At 67.8% G+C, this 19,919-nt stretch carries 19 protein-coding genes; 9 read left to right on the top strand and 10 right to left on the bottom strand.

Annotated features, from left to right (window positions below; all coding sequences use genetic code 11):
• Nucleotides 1–32: 32 nt before the first annotated feature.
• The 3 genes from ACM9NP_RS00355 to ACM9NP_RS00345 form a co-directional block, all read right to left on the bottom strand.
• Nucleotides 33–1,673: a bifunctional 3'-5' exonuclease/DNA polymerase gene (locus ACM9NP_RS00355; protein WP_415644497.1), complete on the bottom strand. Its 1,641-nt coding sequence runs from the start codon at nt 1,671–1,673 to the stop codon at nt 33–35.
• A gap of 200 nt (nt 1,674–1,873) precedes the next feature.
• Complete coding sequence (locus ACM9NP_RS00350) at nt 1,874–2,347, bottom strand: carboxymuconolactone decarboxylase family protein (protein ID WP_415644496.1); 474 nt, start codon at nt 2,345–2,347, stop codon at nt 1,874–1,876.
• 154 nt (nt 2,348–2,501) lie between these two features.
• A complete protein-coding gene (locus ACM9NP_RS00345) occupies nt 2,502–3,467 on the bottom strand; it encodes a pirin family protein (protein WP_415644495.1) in 966 nt (321 codons plus the stop codon).
• 116 nt (nt 3,468–3,583) lie between these two features.
• Here ACM9NP_RS00345 and ACM9NP_RS00340 point away from each other — a divergent pair, with 116 nt between their 5' ends.
• Nucleotides 3,584–4,057 carry a MarR family winged helix-turn-helix transcriptional regulator gene (locus ACM9NP_RS00340; protein ID WP_415644494.1) on the top strand — a complete coding sequence of 158 codons (474 nt, stop codon included), beginning with the start codon at nt 3,584–3,586 and terminating at the stop codon, nt 4,055–4,057.
• Between the two features lie 152 nt (nt 4,058–4,209).
• Here ACM9NP_RS00340 and ACM9NP_RS00335 read toward each other — a convergent pair whose 3' ends face one another.
• The 3 genes from ACM9NP_RS00335 to ACM9NP_RS00325 all read right to left on the bottom strand — a co-directional run bounded on the left by ACM9NP_RS00335 (nt 4,210) and on the right by ACM9NP_RS00325 (nt 6,698).
• Nucleotides 4,210–4,914 (bottom strand): spermidine synthase, encoded by a 705-nt coding sequence (locus ACM9NP_RS00335; protein ID WP_415644659.1) that lies wholly within the window; start codon nt 4,912–4,914, stop codon nt 4,210–4,212.
• A 208-nt stretch (nt 4,915–5,122) separates the two neighbouring features.
• The gene (locus ACM9NP_RS00330; RefSeq protein ID WP_415644493.1) at nt 5,123–5,896 is read right to left on the bottom strand and encodes a sporulation protein; all 774 of its coding nucleotides are present in this window, start codon (nt 5,894–5,896) and stop codon (nt 5,123–5,125) included.
• A gap of 37 nt (nt 5,897–5,933) precedes the next feature.
• A complete protein-coding gene (locus tag ACM9NP_RS00325; protein ID WP_415644492.1) occupies nt 5,934–6,698 on the bottom strand; it encodes a sporulation protein in 765 nt (254 codons plus the stop codon).
• 442 nt (nt 6,699–7,140) lie between these two features.
• Between ACM9NP_RS00325 and ACM9NP_RS00320 the strand changes: the two genes are divergently transcribed.
• Complete coding sequence (locus ACM9NP_RS00320) at nt 7,141–8,088, top strand: DMT family transporter (RefSeq protein WP_415644491.1); 948 nt, start codon at nt 7,141–7,143, stop codon at nt 8,086–8,088.
• 342 nt (nt 8,089–8,430) lie between these two features.
• Here ACM9NP_RS00320 and ACM9NP_RS00315 read toward each other — a convergent pair whose 3' ends face one another.
• On the bottom strand, nt 8,431–9,894 hold the full coding sequence (locus tag ACM9NP_RS00315) for a serine/threonine-protein kinase (RefSeq protein ID WP_415644490.1): 1,464 nt from the start codon (nt 9,892–9,894) through the stop codon (nt 8,431–8,433).
• A gap of 124 nt (nt 9,895–10,018) precedes the next feature.
• The gene (locus ACM9NP_RS00310) at nt 10,019–10,237 is read right to left on the bottom strand and encodes an FmdB family zinc ribbon protein (RefSeq protein WP_415644489.1); all 219 of its coding nucleotides are present in this window, start codon (nt 10,235–10,237) and stop codon (nt 10,019–10,021) included.
• A gap of 329 nt (nt 10,238–10,566) precedes the next feature.
• Here ACM9NP_RS00310 and ACM9NP_RS00305 point away from each other — a divergent pair, with 329 nt between their 5' ends.
• The 5 genes from ACM9NP_RS00305 to ACM9NP_RS00285 all read left to right on the top strand — a co-directional run bounded on the left by ACM9NP_RS00305 (nt 10,567) and on the right by ACM9NP_RS00285 (nt 15,493).
• Complete coding sequence (locus ACM9NP_RS00305) at nt 10,567–11,898, top strand: serine/threonine-protein kinase (protein WP_415644488.1); 1,332 nt, start codon at nt 10,567–10,569, stop codon at nt 11,896–11,898.
• A gap of 131 nt (nt 11,899–12,029) precedes the next feature.
• Nucleotides 12,030–12,842, top strand: coding sequence for a hypothetical protein (locus tag ACM9NP_RS00300; protein WP_415644487.1), 813 nt, complete (start codon nt 12,030–12,032; stop codon nt 12,840–12,842).
• A complete protein-coding gene (locus tag ACM9NP_RS00295) occupies nt 12,839–14,041 on the top strand; it encodes a sensor histidine kinase (protein ID WP_415644486.1) in 1,203 nt (400 codons plus the stop codon). The genes ACM9NP_RS00300 and ACM9NP_RS00295 overlap by 4 nt, the downstream gene beginning before the upstream one ends.
• Nucleotides 14,038–14,682: a response regulator gene (locus ACM9NP_RS00290; RefSeq protein WP_415644485.1), complete on the top strand. Its 645-nt coding sequence runs from the start codon at nt 14,038–14,040 to the stop codon at nt 14,680–14,682. Before ACM9NP_RS00295 ends, ACM9NP_RS00290 begins: the two co-directional genes overlap by 4 nt.
• 223 nt (nt 14,683–14,905) lie before the next feature.
• Entirely contained in the window at nt 14,906–15,493 is a 588-nt protein-coding gene (locus tag ACM9NP_RS00285) for a hypothetical protein (RefSeq protein ID WP_415644484.1), read from the top strand.
• A 57-nt stretch (nt 15,494–15,550) separates the two neighbouring features.
• Here the strand turns inward: ACM9NP_RS00285 and ACM9NP_RS00280 are convergent, their stop codons facing one another.
• On the bottom strand, nt 15,551–16,486 hold the full coding sequence (locus ACM9NP_RS00280) for a hypothetical protein (protein WP_415644483.1): 936 nt from the start codon (nt 16,484–16,486) through the stop codon (nt 15,551–15,553).
• 72 nt (nt 16,487–16,558) lie between these two features.
• On the opposite strand from ACM9NP_RS00280, the gene ACM9NP_RS00275 reads away from it, so the two are divergent.
• Nucleotides 16,559–17,128, top strand: coding sequence for a hypothetical protein (locus tag ACM9NP_RS00275; RefSeq protein ID WP_415644482.1), 570 nt, complete (start codon nt 16,559–16,561; stop codon nt 17,126–17,128).
• A gap of 208 nt (nt 17,129–17,336) precedes the next feature.
• On the top strand, nt 17,337–19,184 hold the full coding sequence (locus ACM9NP_RS00270) for a DEAD/DEAH box helicase (RefSeq protein WP_415644481.1): 1,848 nt from the start codon (nt 17,337–17,339) through the stop codon (nt 19,182–19,184).
• 193 nt (nt 19,185–19,377) lie between these two features.
• Here ACM9NP_RS00270 and ACM9NP_RS00265 read toward each other — a convergent pair whose 3' ends face one another.
• Nucleotides 19,378–19,914: a VanZ family protein gene (locus ACM9NP_RS00265; RefSeq protein WP_415644480.1), complete on the bottom strand. Its 537-nt coding sequence runs from the start codon at nt 19,912–19,914 to the stop codon at nt 19,378–19,380.
• Nucleotides 19,915–19,919: the final 5 nt, after the last annotated feature.

Below are 19,919 nucleotides of genomic sequence, written 5' to 3'. Positions count from 1 at the left end.
AGGCGTGTGCCCGCTCGGACCGTTCGCGCTCATCACTTGGCGTCCCCATAACTGTCGACGATGGTCCCCTTGAGCGGAATGCGGACGTCGGTCTCGCCGAACAACAGGACCGTCGCCGCCTCTGAGGCCGCCGCGATCTCCTCGACCACCTGCCGCGCCACCTCATGTCGACAATGCACGATGATCTCGTCGTGTTGGAAGAAGACGAGATCACCCAGGCCACCGGACCACAGGCGCCGACGTAGCAATCCCATCATCGCCAGCGCCCACTCCGCCGCCGTGCCCTGGACGACGAAGTTCCGGGTGAACCGGCCGCGATCCCGCGCGGCGCGGGTACCGTTCGAACCGGCCAACGCCGACCACCAGCGATCACCGGCCGGCGGGCACGACCGGCCCAGCCAGGTCGAGACGATACCGCCGCGTTCGCCGGTGCGGGCCGCGTCCTCCACGAGCTCGTACGCCTGGGGGAAACGTTGCCGCAGCACGTGAAGCAGCGCGGAGGCGTTACCCGCCGTGCCGCCGTACATCGCTGACAGGAGCGCGATCTTGGCGTCGTCGCGAACGCCGCCGAAGGTCGGGGCGAGCGCGGCGTACAGGTCGTCGGCGACGGCCGCCGCCGTCATCTCGCGGTCGCCTGCCATCGCCGCGAGAACCCGAGGCTCCAACTGCGAGGCGTCGGCGACGACGAGTTTGTGCCCGGCGTCGGCAGTGGCCGCCCGCCGGATCGCCTTCGGGATCTGGAGCGCGCCACCGCCATCGGTCGCCCAGCGGCCCGTGACGACCCCGCCGACGACGTATTCGCCGCGCAGCCGTCGCTGGCGGGAACCTGGGCCGTCCGGGCCGTCGCCGACCCAGCGCGCCGCCCAGTTCCATCCGTGCGCGGAGTGGATGCGCGACAGCTCCTTGTACCGCAGTAGCGGAGCTACGCTCGGATGATCGACATCCCTCAACTCCCACGCGCGGGTCGACTCGATCGGGTGTCCCGCCGTTCGGAACGCCTGCATCACCTGCTGCGGGGAGTCCGGGTTGAACGGTTGCGCGAAATGCGAGTTGACCTCGTCGGCGAGGCTCTGGAGGCGCTTGGGGCGCAGCCCCCGCGCGGGGCGGGGACCGAGCAGGTCGGTCAGTATCTGATCGTGGACGTCCGCGCGCCACGGCAGGCCGTGGTGGGTCATCTCGGCGGCGATGAGCCCACCGACGGATTCGGCCGCCGTCAGCAACTTCAGCGCGGCGGTCGTGTGCCGTGACAGTTGCGACGCGAAGACCTCGACGAGGGCGTCGAGATCCGCCCGGCCGTCCGATGGGGGACGGGTGTCGAAGAGCGTGTCCTGTGTGGTTGGTCTGGGGGCGGACTCGTCGGGAAGCGGTCGACCGTGCAGACGGGCGTGCGCGGCGGCCACCGACGGCGGCTCCAACGCGTGTCCCTCGGCGGACAGCAGGATCGCCTCCGTCAGGCTCACGTCGACACAGCGGTCGATCCGGACGCTCGCCGCGAGCAGCCGGGGGTAGTCCCGGGCGCTGCGAGCGAGCACCCAGCGTGGCCCGTCGTTCGCCTCCGTCCGCGCGATCTCGGCCATCGCGTCGGCCGCGTGACGCGGCGGAGACAGGGGCCGACCGGACGCGTCGAGTTGGCACAGCCAACCGTCACGGTCCTCCCCAAGTGCCAGCGCCATGTACATCCCGCCATCGAAGCACCAGGGTCTGACAGGAATCGCCTCGCCGGTCGGGTTGATTTCGGGGCCGAACCCGGCTCGTCCTCGGAGGTGGCCCCGATCCTTCGCGGAGTCGGTGTCGCCCGCTCGCCACGGATCGACCAAGCAGACGCCCCGGGCTCCGCGAGGGAGCCCGGGGCGATCGACGCCGCGCGAGTTCGTTATCCGAACTGACCCGGCTGGTAGGACCCGGCGGGGTTCTGGATGATGACGTTCAGGCGGTTGAACGCGTTCATGATGGCGATGAGCGACACCAGCGCGGCGAGTTGATCCTCGTCGAAGTGCTTTGCGGCGTTCGCCCACGCCTCGTCCGTGACGCCACCGGCCCCGTCGGCGATGCGCGTGCCCTGCTCCGCCAGTTCGAGGGCGGCGCGTTCGGCGTCGGTGAACACCGTGGCCTCCCGCCACACCGCGATCAGGTTGAGCCGGAGCGAGGTCTCGCCCGCGTGGGCGGCCTCCTTGGTGTGCATGTCGACGCAGAAGCCGCAGCCGTTGATCTGGCTGGCGCGGATCTTCACCAGCTCCTGCGTCGTTGTCGACAGCCCCAGGTCCGAGACGGCCTTGCCGAGCTGCATGAAGGCCTTCAGAGTCGTGGCGGCGTTCGGGTTTCCGAGAAGGTTCAGTCGAGCTTCCATCGTGCACTCCTTGCCGTTTTCGTTGCGTTACCCGTGAGACAGGACAGCTCGGCCGGATGTGACAGGAAGTGAATGTGACGTGCGTCTCTTCGTCGCGTCAATACCACGCGTGGGCGGGTCCACTATGTAGTGAACCCGCCCGCGACGAGCGCGCCTACTCGTCTCCGCCCAGGTGGACGGCGGGAATCGTGCCCATGCGTCCGGCCTGGAAGTCCTCGACGGCCTGAAGGATCTCGGCCTTCGTGTTCATGACGAACGGTCCGTATCGGGCGACGGGCTCGTGCAGCGGAAGCCCGCCCAGTAGAAGCACCTCGAAGTTGCCGGTCCGTCCGCGCTGCTCCGTCGCGGCGGTGATGGTGATGGATTGACCCGGTCCGTAGAGCGCGAGCTCTCCTTCCTTGAGCGGTCGACGCTCCGTGCCGGCGTCACCGTCGCCCTCGAAGACGAACGCCATGGCGCTGAAGTCGGGGCTCCACGGGATCGTCAGCCGAGCGCCCGGACTGATCGACGCGTGCGCGAGGGTGATCGGCGTGTACGTCATACCCGGGCCGGAGTGCTCCCCGAGGTTTCCGGCGATCAGTCGGACGAGCGCGCCCCCGTCGGACGACGACAGAAGCGTCAGGTTGCCGCCCTTGATGTCCTGGTAGCGCGGTTTGGCCCACTTCGCCGATTTCGGCAGGTTGACCCACAGCTGCACGCCGTTGAAGTAGCCGCCCTTCATGACGAGTTCCTCGCTCGGCAGTTCGTCGTGGAGGATGCCGGAACCGGCGGTCATCCACTGTGTGTCGCCGTCGCTGATGACACCGCCACCTCCGTTGGAGTCGTGGTGGACGAAGGTGCCGTCCATCAGGTAGGTCACCGTCTCGAAGCCGCGGTGCGGGTGCCAGGGGGCTCCCTTCGCCTCCTGTGGCTCGTACACGGCGAGCATGTGGTCGAGCAGTAGGAAGGGGTCGGCCTGGCTGAACGCGGCGGTCGGGAAGGGGCGCCGCACCGGGAAGCCCGCGCCTTCGAGCGTGCGCATCGACGCGACGACTCGATCGATCTTCCGGTCCGGGGCGTCGGCGGCCGGCGGGGCGATTCGCGGCAGGACGAGAATGTCGGGTGTGGTGACGGCGGGCATGGCTCCTCCTAGCGGTACGGCCGGACCATAATTGGTTGGCCGGCCAAATATATCATTGGTCGACCAAACATCCTCGTCGAGGGAATTGTTCCCGCGACCGATCCGAGAGGAACGACATGGCTGAGACCCCCGATCCGTTGGAGGCGCGGTGCGATCAGGAGGAGCGGGCCGCCCCGATCAGTCACGCCCTGTACCGGCTCAATCGTTCGCACAGGTTGGCTGCGGCGGGCCTGCTGCGCGAACTCGGGTTGTTCCCGGGGCAGGAGATCATGCTGTCCTATCTCGCCGAGCACGGCGATCAGCGCCAATCGGCCCTGGTGCTGGCCCTGTCGATCGACCCGTCGACCGTGACGAAGATGCTTCAGCGTCTGGAGCGGAGCAGTCTGGTCCTGCGGCGGCCGTGCCCCGAGGATCGCCGTGTCAGTCTCGTGGCCATCACGGACGAGGGTCGCGCCCTCATCGATCGGATCACGCGATGCTGGCGCTCGCTGGAGGAACGGACAACGGCTGGAATGACCGCCGACGACCGGACCGAGCTCGCCCGGTTGCTGGCACTCATGGAGCAGAATCTCGCGGGCGGGAATGATTGAGCCGCAACAGTTCCCCTGACGGGGCTGAAAAAACGTCCTCACCCGTCTCACAAAAGCGGCCCCCGGATCGTCTACTTACCGACGACCTTGAGGAGGGGACGATGACCGACAAGGAGAAAAGCCGTTTCGCCGGGACGGTGCGGGTTCGGCCGCTAGTCCGCCAACAGCGCGGCGAGCTTCGGGCCGATCGCCGGGGCGACGCGGGTCTCGTGTTCGAGCGAGGCGGCGCGCATGCGCTCGGGGTCCAGGGTGCCCGGGGTGGGGGACGCCGCCAACACGATGTTGTCGAATCGCGGGTGCGGCTCCCGATCGTGTCCGGCGATGACCGCGGCCTCCGCGAAGCTCGCCGTGAGGATGGACGCCAGTTTCCGCCATCGTCGATACGGGGGAGTGTCGATGACGTTCACGATGTAGCAGCCGCCCGGTCGCAGGGTTCGCGCCGCGTGCCGGGCGAAAACGTCTCCCGCCAAGTCTTCTTGCATTCGCGCGGCGCGGAACGCGTCGGTGATGATCAGATCGAGGTCGTCGTCGGGCCATCCGGCGAGCACGCGGGCCGCGTCATCGACCACCACATCGACGTTCGTGCCCGGTCGTGGCAGTTCCTCGTCGACGAATGCCGCGAGCCGTGCGTCGACCTCGGCGACGCATTGGACCGAGCCGGGCCGGGTCGCCTCGATGTAACGGGGCAGGGTGAGCGCGCCACCGCCGAGGTGGAGAACCCGGATGGGTCTCCCCGGTTCGGTCATCGCGTCGATGACGCTGCCGATCCATCGGGTGTAGTCGAACTCGAGCCGCGACGGGTCATCGAAGTCCACATAAGATTGAGCGATGTCGTTGACGAACAACGACCAGGACATCGGAGCGTACGGGTCGCGGATCAGCTCCGCGTTGCCGGTGTCGACACGTCGCCGAATCACCGCCGAGGGTTCTCCGGCACTGTCCATGTCGACGATCCTAAGAGGCGTCCCGTCGCCGTGCTCGGCGGCGCGGTGGTGTGTTGCCGAGGTCTCGAACCGAGCGCGGGNGGCACCGTGTTCACGGCACCGCCCGGCGTGGTGTGCGCTGTCAGCCGAAGAGGCCCCGACGCCTCGCGAGCTGGTGCAGTTGATCGCGGATCGGCCCCGCCAGGTCGCCGGTCTCCGAGTTCGCGACCCGCAGGCTGCCGTAGGAGTCGCCGCCCGAGGAGAGGAACCCGCCCGGCTTGTCGACTTCGAGGATCACCGTCGTGTCGGTCGGGGTGGAGATGAACGTCAGCTCGAGTGCCTTGAACGCACGGCGGAACTCACCCGCGGCCCAGTACTCGATCTCCTGATAGAAGGGCATCCGCGAACCGCGCAGCGTCCCGGCCTCGAGGTCGGCCTTGTGGAAGACGAACCCGAGCTGGTCGATCGCCTTGAGAACGCGCGTGTGGATCGGGAGCGGTTCGACGACGAGCGGGTCGATATCGCCCTTGTCGAGGGCGCCCTGGAGCCGAAGCTCGGTGGCGACGCCGAGTCGCATGCCTCGCAACGGATGCCCCGCGATCGAGCTGACCGGGGTCTCCCAGGGCACGGCCAGTTCGAACGGGGCGACGTGCGAGGTGTTGGTGGGCAAGGTGAACGGCCCCGCGACGTCGGCGCGTAGGAAGGAGTACGTGGTCTGGTACTCGTTGTCACCCGACTCGACCTCGACGACGGCGTTGAAGTCGATGACGATGCCTTGGACTTGATAATCGACGCCGCCACCCGTGAACCGGACTTCGCCCCGAAGGACCCCACCCGGCACGACATGCGAATCGGCGAGCACCGTGTCGACGGATACTCCCGCGCCGAACGCGGCCTTGATCTTGCGAAACACCATGATGGAGCCCTTTCTGAGTCTGCTGACGATCCGTGCGTCAGCGCGTGCGCTGTGCCAACTGCTGCAGTTGGAGGCGAATCAGCTCGACGAGATCTCCAGGGTTCTCGTTCTCGACGGTGATTCGTTGGTAGTTGTCGTGGCCGGCGCTCAGGAGCGAGCCTTGATCATTGGGCTGCAACAAGATGTCCGTCGTTTCCCGATTGGAGACGAAGGTCAACTCGATCTCGGTGAAGCCGTCCTTGTACTCGCCGCCCGGCCAGTACTCGATCTCCTGGTAGAAGGGCATGTGCGAACCAGGGATCGTGCCTTCTTCCAGGTCGGCGACCTGGAAGACGAACCCGAGCTCGTTCATGGCGTTCAGGGCCGCGACCTGCGCGGGCAGCGGTTCGATGATCAACGGGTCGAGGTCGCCCTTGTCGAAGGCCTTGTCCAACGCCAACACTGTGGATACTCCGAGGGTCATTCCCGGCAGGGGCCGACCCTCCAACGCGGAAAGCGGGGTCTCCCACGGAACGGGCACCTCAAAGGACACCTTGTGCTCGGACCCCTTCATCAACTGGAATGGGCCGGACACCTGGGCCTGATGGAAATCGAAGCGGGACACACGTTCCGGCGCGCGGTCATCCTGTTCGACCATCGCCGTGAACTCGAGCGCGATGCCCTCCACTTTGTGGTCGACCTCGCCCCCGGCGAACGTGACATCTCCTTGCAGGATGCCACCGGGAGTCACGTGATTGTCAGTGAGGACGGTGTCGACGCTGACCCCTGCGCCGAGAATGCCCTTGAGAATGGCGAACACCACGGGGGTGGATCCTTTCGATCGTGATAGCGGGTGCTAATCAGGGTAATGGCAGTCGCCAATGGTCGTCACCGGGCCGTTCGGGTCGCAGCCGTTCACTGACCCGGCCATTTGGCGCATATGGAGCGTGTCCTGGCGGGCTGGAACCGCCGCTCGTCACATGTGAGTTGGGCGACGAACGCTCATGCGGACGCGCGCCTCGTGGCGGCCAGCGCGGAGAGTGTTCAATCAGTGCCTGAAGGTGGGGACCTGGGGGGTGAGCTTGACTTTGGTCGGGTGCGAGATAGTGACGATCGGCAGCTGTGGGGATTCGCGGTGGGCGGATATCGTGTCAGTGCAGGTGCTGGTTGGTGCCGATGTCTCGATGTCCTCGATGGGAAGTCTTAGTCGCCGTGAGTGATCAGTTCATGTTCTTGGGTTCGCGGCGACACGGGGGTGGCGTCCGATGACGGCGGCATGGTGGGGCGTACTCATCGCCTTTGCGGGAGCCCTGGCCTACGCGTCGGGTGCGGCGATCCAGCAACTGGAGGCCGTCGAACTCGGCGCGACGGCGAAACTCATGCGGCGACCCCGGTGGTGGCTCGGCGGCGCGATCAGTTTCGCGGGCGCCTGCATGCACGCGGTCGCGCTGAGCATGGCCCCGTTGACGATCATCCAACCCGTCAGCGTGACGACCCTGGTGTTCGCCGTGCCGTTGGCGGCGAAACTGCACAATCGCCGCCCGCGCGCGGCCGAGATCTGGGGCTCGCTCGCGGTGTCGGTCGGTCTCGGTGGACTGATGGTCCTCGTGCCGGTCCACCACTCGACGCCCTCACTCCCCGACTTGACGGCGGTCGCGCTCCTGGCGGGCGTGCTCGGCTTCATCGTCGTGACGCAGTTGTTGTCGCGACGTCTCACGGGCCCCGGCAAGGCCGCGCTGCTCGCGTGCAGCGCCGGCATCGCCACGGGGACGGTCTCGACCTTCGTCAGGCTCGTCGGTTCGGGACTGCAATCCGATCTGTCCACTTTGCTGCACTGGTTCACGATAGTCATTCCGGCGATGCTCATCGTCGCGACGATCCTGCTACAGAAGTCGTACGCGGTCGGGTACTTCGGCATCGCCTACGCGGTCACCCAGGTGTCCGACCCGATCGCGTCGGTCTTGGCCGACGCGGGCCTTCTCGGCGAGCCGCTTCCGACCGATCCCAGCCTCATCGCTCCCGCCGTGGTGGCCGCGTTCCTGCTCATCGGCGGAACGGTGCTGCTGGGGCGCAACGCCCCCGACCTGGCGCACAAGACGGAACCGGCCACCGAACCGGAGACCACCACGGAAGATGCCGGTTCGATTCTGTCCGAACCGGTCGAGCTGAATCCCCGCCCCTTGAGGAATCCGGTCAGCACGAGGAGAGACTGACCGCGCCCCGCCCGTGCCGGCAGGGGGCTTCAAAGGTTCGGCGTCGTTGAGCGTCGACTCGTGAGCCCATTCTCCGAACAACGCTGCGAGGAAACGCGGCGCCACGACGTTCGGCGGCGGAACCCGCGAGGTGTCGAACCATGGTCGTCTTTTTCCTTGTGCAGAGCGATGCCCAGGTCGGACACGGCCTGGGGCGACGGCGGATGGCTTTGTACGGCCGGTCGGCTGCGGCGTCAGAACGCCTGGTTCCCGTACGGTTCAATACGTCGAAGGCCGTGGAACGCCGCGGTTCCGGCGTTCGACGGCCTTCGCCTCACTTGAGCTGAGATGCCGGGACGTCCTCTAGTCGAAGGCGACGCCTGGACACGCTTCTTCGGTACCGGTGAGGACGATCTCGATCTGTTCGTCCAGTTCGACTTCCTCGCCCTGTGTGGGGTCGACGGACTCGACGAGGCAAGGGGTCGGACTATCCTCGTCCGCTGATTCGAATCGGATCGACTTGAAACCCGCGTTGTTCAACTCGTTCGTCGCCGTCGGCACGTCCTTGCCGAACAACGGGGGGATGATGCCCGTCTTGGGTTCCTCGGGGTTATTGCCCCCGTTGTTCCCCGGGTCCGGCTCCGCTTCGTCGTCGCCCTGCGGGGGCTCGCTGGTGTCCTCGGTCTCGGTCGTGCCGGTCGTGCTGGTCGCATCCGGCTCGTTGGCGTTCAGGCCAGGGTCGCCTTCCCATGGCCTGAGGATCAGCAGGGCGATGAGGAGCGCGAGCCCGGCGAGGACGGCGGTGACCGCGACGGCCACGCCCGCACCGCTCTTCTTCGGTTCCTTGCGCTGCGGCTGGGCGCGGTGCGGCTGGGTTCGAGGAGGAGAGACGGGGATGTGACCGGTGGTACGTGGCGGGCTCGGTGCGCTCGGCGTCGCCGTGCCCATGACGCGCGTCGCCGCGGGCGGGGGAGTCGGTGCCGCGACGGGCATCGTCGTGGTCCGACCCGACCGGGCGGCCAGGCACGCCTCGGCGAACGCGGCGGCGGAGCGCCAGCGCCGATTCGGGTCCTTCTCGAGCGCGCGCATGACGACATCGCGCACGGCGGGTGGTATGTGGTTGGGCAGTGGTGGCGGTGGTTGATGCAGATGGCCGTTGATGGCCGCGCCGGGATTGCTCGAGGTGAACGGCACGCGCCCGCTGAGGCATTCGTAGGCGACGATCCCGAGCGAGTACACGTCCGAGGCCGGTGTCAACTCGCGGTCGCAAAGCTGTTCGGGGGAGCAGTACGAGAGGGTTCCCATGACCATGCCGGTCTCGGTCAGGCCCGCTTCGCCGCGTGCCCGTGCGATGCCGAAGTCGACGATCTTGACGTTGCCGTCGGCGTCGACGAGCATGTTCCCCGGTTTGACGTCTCGGTGCACGATCCCGGCGTAGTGCGCGGCGTGCAGGGCCTCCCCGGCGGCGGCGATGAGGCGCATCGTATCGGCGGGCGGCAGGGTGCCGCGTTGGTCGAGGATCGCCGCCAGCGACCGGCCCTTGACGAGCTCCATGATCAGGTACGACACGATGCCCTCGGACGTCGAATCCTCGCCGTAGTCGTAGAGACTCACCACGCCCGGGGCCTGGAGGGACGCGACGGCCTGCGCCTCGTGTTGAAAACGCGCGCGGAAACGGGCGTCGTCGCTGAGTCCGGAACGGAGGAGTTTGATGGCCACGGTGCGGTTGAGTCGCGTGTCGTGTCCTCTCCAAACGTCCCCCATCGCACCGCCGTCGATCCGATCGTCCAGCCGGTAACGTCCTGCGATCAGCTCGCCAGCGTGCACCGTTGATCCCTTCATTCGCGCGCGGAAGCCACGATTATGGCACGCGCCTTCACCCGGACGTGGAGTGCGCCCGGCAAGACTGACAAAAAGGACAGTCTAAAAAAGACTGTCCTTTGGGTGTGAATCAGCCGCAGCAGCCGCCTCCGCAGCAGCCGCCTCCACCGGACTCCGCCGGGGCGGCGGAGACCGCGCCGACGCCGCCCGCGAGGGCGACCGTCGACAACAGTTTCACGGAGTCGGTGTGCCCGGAAGGGCACGTCGCGGGGGCGTCGGATTCGTTCATCGGACGCGACAGTTCGTAGGTGTCGGTGCAGGTGAGGCACCGGTATTCGTAGCGAGGCATGGCGCCAGTGTAAAGGCCTCCCCAGACGGGGGAAAGCCACGCGCGATCCCGTTCGGGACGGTCGGCCTGAAGCGATCATGTCGAGGATGAAAGGGTAGGAAACGGGTGTGCGGGCTCGGATGCCATTCGGTCGGTCGGGGCGACCGCGCCGAATGTGGTGGTTCCACCTCGTGCCGAGCACGACACGCTGACCCCACTGGTAACGGCGATGGATGACTTGGTCGCCCGGTGGTGTGACGCGCCCCGCCCCGCCCGCTGGGACCGGTCGTCGGCAACGGCGCTGGTGGCGATGACATGGCATATTTGAAGGCTGTTTCTACCCGGAGAGAGTGACTGTGCGCATAGGCGACGAGCTGGGGCAGCGGTACCGCCTCGACGAACGAGTCGACGGTGGCGCGATGGGCGACGTCTGGCGGGGCACCGACACCCGGTTGAACCGCACCGTGGCGGTGAAGGTGTTGCACGCGACGCTGTCGACGGACACCGCCTTCCGGCGACGGTTCCAGGCCGAAGCCCGTGCCGCCGCCGCGCTGCGCGCCCCCGGAGTCGTCGATCTGTACGACTACGGCGAGGACACGGCGGACGACGGCGCCGTTGTGTGCTACCTGGTGATGGAGTTCGTCGAGGGACGGCCGTTGTCGGCCGTCATCGCCGATCGCGGACGCATCGCCGTCGGTGACACGATGTCCATCGTCTCCAAGTGCGCGCTCGCGCTCGACGCCGCGCACAACGCCGGTGTCATCCACCGGGACGTCAAACCGGGCAACATCCTCCTGTGCGAGGACGGCAGTATCAAGGTCGTCGACTTCGGGATCGCCCGCGCGCAGGGCGAGTCGAGCCTCACCAGCACCGGGCAGGTGATGGGCACCGTCGCGTACGTCTCCCCGGACCAGCTCTACGACAAGAGCCTCACCGGTTCCTCCGACATCTATTCGCTCGGCGTCGTCGCGTACGAATGCCTCGCGGGTCAGAAGCCCTTCCAGGCCGACGCTCCCGCCGCCGTCATCGCGGCGCAGCTGCACCAGGCGCCGCCGCCGTTGCCGGACGACATCCCCGAACCCGTCCGCGACGTCGTGATGTGGTGCCTCGCGAAGGAAGCCCAGGACCGCCCCGAAAGCGGCGCCGTCCTGTCGCGGGTGTGCGCCAAGCTGGCGTCCCGCTATCCGGAGGGGGATTCGACGGCGGCGTTGGCGCAGCCGAACGACGACGTCACGGTGCGCGTGCCGACGCCGAGCAGCACCCGGTCCCTGCCGGAGGCGTCCCGGTCCGGCGGGGGGTTCAGCAGGCGGACGCTCACCGTGCTGATCGTCGCCGCCGCGACGATGTTCGTCGTGATCACGGCGGCCGTGTGGCGGTTCTGGGAGTACACCGGCAACGCCGACCCGATCGACAAACCGACCCAGGCGGTGACCGATTCGGGCGAACCGGGCGACAGCGACGACCCGGCGACGACGGACGACGACGACTGGTTCACCGGCGAACCGTCGACGAGCCCCGACGAGGAGTCCCCCGAGACGCCTTCGGGCAGCCCGTCGACTCCGAGTCCCGATCCGACCACGCCGACCGGCGAACCGACCGACGACCCCACTCCCACCGACGGGCCGACGAGCGTTGACCCCGGGGACGGCTCCGACCAGGACGGCCTGATTCCCGGCTTCTGATCCACTCGTCTCCCGGGGGAGAGAGAACCAGAGTGGGTCCCGTTCGGACGCGCGAAAATCCCCCGTCCGGGGGACACGGTCCACTCCTCGGCGGGAGGGCGCTCGCGCCGCGACGGACGATCGTTGGCGTCATGACAACGAAACGACGCTTTCATCCGTACCTGCTCGCGTGGATACCCGTCGCAGCCCTCGTCCTGTTCGGTGCCACCTCGAACGGCGGCATCGCGATGGACATCCTTGTATCCATAATGTCCGTCATCGGTGCCGTCGCCGGGGGTGAGGTGCTGCCGTTGGAACCGGACTGGTGGGGCATGGCGGCCCGAGTGGTCGCACTCGCCATCGCGGTGTTCGCGAGCGTGCTGCTCATTCGTCACGGCCGTGCGTCCGCCGGACTTTGCCCCCGTTGTGGTCGAGGCGACCACCCTCGTCGTCCGCTGGTGACCCTCGGCGCGGACCGCCTTCACCGCCTGGCTCGGTTCGTCGCGATCGGCACCATGCTGCCGGCCGGCGGTTACGCCGCCCTGAAGCTGCACTGGGCCTTCGGCGGTCACGTCGGATTGGACGACCCGACGGTGTTCGCCGACGTCGAACCGTGGAGCCCCGGCTTCGCCGACACGGCGATTCTGGCGGCGATCGGCGTCTGTCTGGCCGTCGTGATGGCCTGGGGTCGCCCCCGTCTGCCGCGCTGGCTGCTCCTGGCCCCGGCCCTCATCGGATGCGCGATGCTCGTTCCGGTGTCCATCATGGGAACGATCCTCAACATCACAACCTTGTGGACTGACGCTCCGTTCAGCGGGCTGTCGTGGTGGATCGGCTGGTTCGTCTACTCGTGCTTCCTGCTGTGGGCGGTCGGCCTGACCTTCGTGCTTGTCGAATACCACTACCGCACACGACCGTCGTGCCGAGCCTGCGGACGATCCGGCTATGTGAGGATCACGGCGTGATCCTGCGCCCGTTGATCGATCGTGGCACCTACCGAGGCGGCGCCTGGCTCCTCCTCGGTGGTGCCGCCGTCATGCCGTACATGCTCGTGGGCCTCGTCGTTCGCGTCGCCAGCGCCGCTCCCGGCCAAACGGGCGACCCGCTCTCGGTCGTCGACCCCTGGCTGTTCCTGACGATGCTGCCGGCCGTCTTCGTGACCGGGCTCGTACTGCCGGTCCGCGAGCCGCTTGTGTTCCTCGCACGCCTGCTGCTGTCCGCGCCGATCGACGCCTTTCGCCCGACCCGGACGTTCTCCCGGCGGTGCCGAGACGCCGCGTGGCTCACCGTCCATCTGGGGATCGGCGGGGTCGTCTCGGGCCTGGCGCTGGCTCTCATCCCGTTCGCGGTCGTCATCGCGGTCCAGCCGTTCGCCGCCTCCGAGGTGTTGTCGATCCTCGTGCCGATGGGCTGGCGACCGTGGTGGGGTCTGATACTCGGGCCGCTCTTCCTGATCGGGTTGGGATATCTCGTGTGGGCGACGGCCGTGGCCCTGCGGCACGGAGCGGTCGTCGTGCTCGGTCCGAGCGCCTCGGAGCGCCTCGCGGCGAGCCAGCAGCGCGCCGCGGACCTCGCGGCCCGTAATCAGATGGCGCGCGAACTCCACGACTCGGTCGGTCACGCCCTCTCCGTCGTGACGGTGCAGTCGGCCGCCGCCGCGCGAGTGCTCGACACGGATCCGGTGTTCGCTCGCGAGGCGATGTCGGCCGTCGAGGGGACCGCGCGGCGCGCGCTGGCGGATCTGGATCAGGTCCTCGGCATTCTGCGGGGCGACTCGGTCGCCGACCGCACGCCGTCGCGGGGCCTCGACGACTTGGCCGAACTCATCGAGGGGTGCGGCCTGTCCGTCGACGCCGCGGTCGACGCCGGCACCGAAGCGGTGGGGACGGTGGTGTCCCGGGAGGCCTACCGGATCGTGCAGGAGTGCCTGACGAACGCCCTGCGGCACGGTGACGGCGGGCTGGTGACGGTCGCCATTCGAGTCGACTCTGAACTGTCCATCATGGTGTCCAATGCGATCGGCCCCCGAACGTCGCGTCGATCCGGACGTGGGGTCGACGGAATCCGTGAACGGGTGGCGTTGCTCGGCGGTACCGCGTCGATCGGGCGGCAGGGCGGCCGGTGGGTCGTCGACGTTCGGCTGCCGATACCGTCCACTCCGTGACTGTGCGGCTGGTGCTGGCGGACGATGAGGCGTTGATTCGGGGCGGACTGGCGGCGATCCTCAACGCCGAGCCCGACCTGGAGGTCGTCGGGGAGGCGAGCGACGGCGTCGACGCGGTCGCCGCGTGCCGGAAACTGACCCCGGACGTGGTGCTGATGGATGTTCGCATGCCTCATGTCGACGGGATCGAGGCGACGCGGCAGATCCTGCGAAACCCCGATCCGCCGAAGATCATCGTCGTCACGACCTTTGACAACGACGACTACGTCTACGAGGCACTGCGCGCCGGTGCCGACGGATTCCTGCTGAAACGAACGCCCCCGAGCGAACTCGTGGCGGCGATCCGACTGGTGGCCACCGGAGAGGCGCTGCTGTTCCCGGCCGCGGTCCGGCGGCTGGCCCTCGCCCACCGACATCGAGGTCGTGCGACGGACCTCGGTCTGACCGGCCGGGAGGCCCAGGTCCTGCGTTTGGTCGCCAAGGGCCGGTCGAACGCCGAGATCGCGGCCGAGCTCTACGTCTCGACCGAGACGGTGAAGACCCATGTCGCCCGCGTCTTGACGAAATTGGACGCTCGCGATCGGACACAGGCGGTCATCGTCGCCTATGAGAGCGGTTTCGTTGCGGTGGGCGAAGAGTAGCGATTCCAACGCTGAGCACTCGACAATCGACACCGAGGATGAGCTTCCGACGGCGTCGGGATGAGACCGTCTCATGCTGACGGATGACCCTTGATCGACGTCGCGGACGAGACCGCTTGGACCTCGCGGCGACGACGATTTCCTGCTCAAGACGGACTCATCGGCCTTTCCTCCCCCTTAGCATCGGGTGGGAAGTCCAAAGAGTACGTACAAGGGAGTCACAATGACCAGCGCGAATCTGATGCCGAGGCGGCGACCAGGAACCGTCACCACGGCCGTCGTGATCCAGGTGATCCTCGTCGCGTTGACGGTGATCAGCGCGATTCTCAGCATGATCTACGCCGACACCATCGCCGACGCGATGCGCGCCGAACTGGAACGCCAGAACGTCCCACCCGGCGAAATCGACCAGTACACGGGCGGTAGTGGAGCGAACCTCGGTTCGATGGCGTTCTCGCTGGTGATAGCGCTCGCCTACCTTGTCACCGCCGTGTTCAACTGGCGAGGCTCGCGGGCCAGCCGCGTCGTCACCTGGGTCCTCAGCGGCTTGTTCCTGCTGTGCAACGTGGTCTTGACGTCGTTCAGCCTGGCTTCCCTGGGTGAGGTCGAGGGCGTCGACCTCGACGCGATGGTCCAGGCGGGCAACGACGCGCTGCCCGGTTGGTACGGGGCGTGGTCCATGATCAGCCTCATCGTGAGCCTGCTGGGATACCTCGCGGTCGTGATCCTGCTGGCGCTGCCCGCGTCGAACGAGTTCTTCCGCAAGCAGGAGCCGCCGGTCATCCTGCCGCCCGAGGCGATGGGTCGGTAGCGTCGACGACATGAGAGGAGGGCCCGAACGGGCGGCCCTCCTTCGTCGGTGTGGTTCCTAGAACATCGCCTCGCCGGCGGTCAACATCGTCCCGGTCACCGCGTCGATGACCATCCTGTCGCCGAGCGGCGCGTCGAGCGCGACCGTGACCGGCTGGTAGATCAACTGGTCGGTGCACGCCTCTGATCCGTCGTAGGTGGCGCTGCCGGCGACGATCACGAACTCGTCGGTCGCGTGGACCAGGGGACGGAACTTCTCATCGCACGCCCCGACTCCGATCGTGTACTCCAACTGGCTGTCTGACATGGACACCAGGTACGCCGCCGACTTCATGTCCTCGCCGAGTTCGAACTCGGGGACCTCGACCACCGGCAGTTCCGGACGCTCCGGCAGCGCCACGGCGACCTGGCTGAACTCGCCCTCGATACCGTCCACCGTGTAGAGATAGGCGGGGAGGGACAGTAGCCCATGATTGGTCCAGCGCGTCGTGCTTCCCGCTTCGACCTTCGTCACCGTCAACACCGTGCACGGCGCGGCGTTCGAGGCCGTTCCGTCCGGGTCGTCGCTCTCGCCGTCGTCCGGTTCGGTCTCGTTCGCGCAGTCGGCTGGCGGTTCCCCTCCGAACGCCAGGCCCTCGAACGCGGTGTGCGGATTGAGGATCTCTACCGCGACCTCACTGTCGTCCGGAAGCGTCACGGAACGCGCGAAGGAGTCCTCCGGCAGTTCGGCGTCCAGGTCGAAGTAGCCGACAAAGAAGGCGCTCGACTGGGCCTCGGTCAGTTCGACGCCCTTCGGCGGGCTCGTCTTGACGTCGAAGACGCGCAGTTCATCCGCCCAAGCCGAGGCGGGGTCCGCGTCCTTCCATGCGGCCGCGACCTCCTCGGCTCGCTCGTTGAACGCCTCGGCGTCCTTGGGGTCGGTGGGTTCGTCGGGCCCGCCTTGCCCACATGCGGCCAGGGTGAGTGCTGCCAGGATCAAAGCAATGCTTCTCATACCGACATAGACGTCGCAACACGGTGAGAGGTTCCGTCAACGTGCCAATCTTTTGTGGGTACGGTCACGTCCATGACCTCTTCTCCCGCACGGCAACGTGCGCGCGTCGACGACGCCACCCTCCGCGCGGCGACCGGCGCGGACTGGGACGGCTGGCTCACGCGTCTCGACGAGTGGGGCGCCCGCGATCGTGGCCACCGGGAGATCGCCGCCAAGCTCGTCGAGTGGGGCGTTGAGGGCTGGTGGGCGCAGACCATCACCGTCGGATTCGAGCAGGAACGGCGGGGCCGCCAGCCCGGCCAGCGAGCCGACGGCACGTTCAACGCGAGCGCGAGCAAGACGATCAACGCGCCCAACGAAAGGGTCTTCGACCTGGTGATCGATGAGGCTCAGCGGGCCACGTGGCTGCCCGACGTCGAGCTGACCGCCCGTACGATGACGCGCCCCGGGACGGCCAGGTTTGAGCTCCCCGACGGCTCGCGTCTCAGCGCCTGGCTGACGCCCAAGGGGACCGAGAAGACCCTCGTGGCGATAAGCCATGAGAAGCTCCCGGACGCCGAGACGATGGGGCTCCGAAAGGAGTTCTGGAAGACGCGCCTCACCGACCTCAAAGCCGCCGCGGAGGCCCAGCGGTCGCTGTGACCAAGCGCGCCATGGATACCGGGTGCCAGGCCGGACCCGAATGGTCTAGACTGGCAAGCTGTTTGACCCATTTCAGGGCGCCTCCATCATCTGCGACGGCGCCACCGGCGCGTCCCGACAAACCTCCGGCTCTCATCGCGACAGGCGATCAACGCGAGCGTTTCTGCGGTACGTGCTGAGACTTCAGACTACTGTGGAAGGTTCTTTAATGACCCTTGCTCACCTTGAGCAGCCCGTCATATCCGTTTCGGACGACGCCATCGAGGCCGAAACCCTCGACAACGCCGTCACCGCGTCCGTCGACGCCGAAACGAAGCTCGACATCGAGGCCGAAGACGTCGAACCGGTGGAAACCGGACCGTCCTTCGGAGACCTCGGACTCCCCGGCGTCATCGTCGACGCGCTGGCCCGCAACGGTGTCACCACGCCGTTCCCGATCCAGGCCGCGACGATTCCGGACGCTATCGCCGGGCGCGACATCCTCGGTCGGGGCCGCACCGGCTCCGGCAAGACGCTCAGCTTCGGCCTGCCGTTGCTGCTCGGTCTCGCTCGGCCCGGTTCGACGACCGAAGCCAAGCACCCGCGCGGCCTGATCCTCACGCCCACGCGTGAACTGGCGATGCAGGTCGCCGAGGCCCTCGACCCGTACGCCCGCATCATGAACCTCGACATGAAGGTCGTGTGCGGCGGTACGTCGATGTCCCGGCAGATCGAGGCCCTCAAGCACGGCGTCGACATCCTCGTCGCCACACCGGGCCGCCTCCGCGACCTGATCGACCGCCGCGTCTGCTTCCTCGACGCTGTGTCGATCGCGGTCCTCGACGAGGCCGACCAGATGGCCGACATGGGCTTCCTGCCCGAGGTCACCGAGATCCTCGACAAGGTTCCCGCCGGTGGGCAGCGCATGCTGTTCTCCGCGACCTTGGAGAAGGAGATCGACACGCTGGTCAGGCGTTACCTGTCCAAGCCCGTCACCCACTCGGTCGACCCGTCGGCCGGTGCCGTGACCACGATGAGCCACCACGTGCTCGTCGTCAAGCCCAACACGAAGGCCCCGATCACGTCCGCGATCGCCGCCCGCAAGGGCCGCACGATCGTGTTCGTGCGGACCCAGATGGGCGCCGACCGAGTCGCCGGACAGCTGCGCGAGGCCGGTATCCGTGCCGACGCGCTGCACGGCGGCATGACTCAGCAGGCGCGCACCGGCGTCCTGGAGGACTTCAAGTCCGGTCGCCTCGACGCGCTCGTCGCGACGGACGTCGCGGCTCGCGGTATCCACGTCGACGGCATCGACCTCGTCCTGCACGTCGACCCCGCCCGTGACGGCAAGGACTACCTGCACCGTGCCGGTCGTACGGCTCGCGCCGGACGCAGCGGCACCGTCGTGACGCTCGCGCTCCCGCACCAGCGGAAGACCGTCTTCGGGATGCTGGAGCGCGTCAACGTCGACGTGTCCCGCCACATCGTCAACGGCATGTTCGACGACGAGCTCGCCCGCATCACGGGCGCTCGGTCGCTGACCGACATGGAAGCCGACGCGGTCGCGCGCGAGGCCGACATGGCGCAGCGCGAGGCCGAGAAGCTCGCCCGGCGCTCGGAGGAGCTCGCGCAGCGGGCCGCCGTGCTGTCCGGTGAGGCCGCTCGCCTCCGCGACCGCGCGGAGAAGGAACGGTCCGGCGAGATCCAGGTCGAGCAGCCGCGCGAGTTCCGTGATCGCCCGCGTCGCGACCGAAACGATCGTGACCGCGACCGTGGTTCCTTCGGACGCAAGCCCTCCCGTGGGCAGGGCGGCGGTCGTCGTGACGACCGGGACCGTCCGCGTCGCGATGACCGTGGCAGCAGCCACGGCGCACGCCGGGACGACCGCGGCTACGGCCGTCGTGACGACCGTGGCAGCAGCCACGGCGCGCGTCGTGACGACCGCAGCGGTGGCGGCTACCGTGACGACCGCCGGCCGAGCTGGCGTGACGACAACGGCGGCGACCGTCGCAGCGGCGGTTTCGACCGCCAGGGTTCCCGTGACAGCGGACGTTCGCACTGGCGCGACCGCGACTAGTCGAAACTTGTGAGAAGGCGACGGCCGGACGAGAAACCGTCCGGCCGTCGGCCTTTTCCAGAATCGGACACGTCGTGTGTTCGGGGACGACGACCGTCGCGACCGTCGTCGGGTGGGAGGCCGCGCCGACGCGGCCACGATCGGATCCGGTTCCGGACAGGCGATGCGCGGTTCCCGCGCTCGACGAACGACGTCACACCGGTACGGCGTCCCGACGCTCGCGATTGAGCCGGACCGACACCGAGGCGGCCAGGACCGCGCCCAGCACGTTGATCAACACATCGTCCACTGACGACACACGGCCGAGGCTCAACCCGTACTGCAACGCCTCGACCGTCACGGAGGCGATGAGCGCGACTCCGCCCACCTCGGCCGGTCCGATTCGGAAGCGGATGGGACCGCACCAGCCCCACGCGGCGAACACGAGCAGGTTCCCGACGACCTGGACGACGACGACCGAGGGGGCCGAGATGAGCACGTCCGTCAGATCGACCAACGGGACCAGCCGCACCGCCCGTTCGCCATCGGTCGGCGTCAGGATCATCCACAGCCACGGCCAGGTCCCCGCGACGATCGCGAGTTCCGCCCGGCTGCGTCTTCTGGCCTCGCCGAGCGGTATCCCGCGCGCGACCCGGTGCCGGGTCAGCACGACGGCCAGCGCGACGGCCACGGGGATGATCGCGACGGCGGCGACGATGACCGGCCCGAAGCGCTCCCACACCTCGATCATGAGCC

The organism is Stackebrandtia soli (genome assembly GCF_965137155.1).
In the GTDB taxonomy this organism is placed as follows: Bacteria; Actinomycetota; Actinomycetes; order Mycobacteriales; family Micromonosporaceae; genus Stackebrandtia; species Stackebrandtia soli.
This window is presented reverse-complemented; position numbering and strand designations above follow the sequence as displayed.

What these genes read in the sequence shown, in the direction of transcription:
- ACM9NP_RS00355 (WP_415644497.1), bottom strand. Translation starts at nt 1,673, where the DNA reads ATGGCGCTGGCACTTGGGGAGGACCGTGACGGTTGGCTGTGCCAACTC.
- ACM9NP_RS00350 (WP_415644496.1), bottom strand. Translation starts at nt 2,347, where the DNA reads ATGGAAGCTCGACTGAACCTTCTCGGAAACCCGAACGCCGCCACGACT.
- ACM9NP_RS00345 (WP_415644495.1), bottom strand. Translation starts at nt 3,467, where the DNA reads ATGCCCGCCGTCACCACACCCGACATTCTCGTCCTGCCGCGAATCGCC.
- ACM9NP_RS00340 (WP_415644494.1), top strand. Translation starts at nt 3,584, where the DNA reads ATGGCTGAGACCCCCGATCCGTTGGAGGCGCGGTGCGATCAGGAGGAG.
- ACM9NP_RS00335 (WP_415644659.1), bottom strand. Translation starts at nt 4,914, where the DNA reads ATGTCCTGGTCGTTGTTCGTCAACGACATCGCTCAATCTTATGTGGAC.
- ACM9NP_RS00330 (WP_415644493.1), bottom strand. Translation starts at nt 5,896, where the DNA reads ATGGTGTTTCGCAAGATCAAGGCCGCGTTCGGCGCGGGAGTATCCGTC.
- ACM9NP_RS00320 (WP_415644491.1), top strand. Translation starts at nt 7,141, where the DNA reads ATGACGGCGGCATGGTGGGGCGTACTCATCGCCTTTGCGGGAGCCCTG.
- ACM9NP_RS00310 (WP_415644489.1), bottom strand. Translation starts at nt 10,237, where the DNA reads ATGCCTCGCTACGAATACCGGTGCCTCACCTGCACCGACACCTACGAA.
- ACM9NP_RS00300 (WP_415644487.1), top strand. Translation starts at nt 12,030, where the DNA reads ATGACAACGAAACGACGCTTTCATCCGTACCTGCTCGCGTGGATACCC.
- ACM9NP_RS00285 (WP_415644484.1), top strand. Translation starts at nt 14,906, where the DNA reads ATGACCAGCGCGAATCTGATGCCGAGGCGGCGACCAGGAACCGTCACC.
- ACM9NP_RS00280 (WP_415644483.1), bottom strand. Translation starts at nt 16,486, where the DNA reads ATGAGAAGCATTGCTTTGATCCTGGCAGCACTCACCCTGGCCGCATGT.
- ACM9NP_RS00275 (WP_415644482.1), top strand. Translation starts at nt 16,559, where the DNA reads ATGACCTCTTCTCCCGCACGGCAACGTGCGCGCGTCGACGACGCCACC.
- ACM9NP_RS00270 (WP_415644481.1), top strand. Translation starts at nt 17,337, where the DNA reads ATGACCCTTGCTCACCTTGAGCAGCCCGTCATATCCGTTTCGGACGAC.
- ACM9NP_RS00265 (WP_415644480.1), bottom strand. Translation starts at nt 19,914, where the DNA reads ATGATCGAGGTGTGGGAGCGCTTCGGGCCGGTCATCGTCGCCGCCGTC.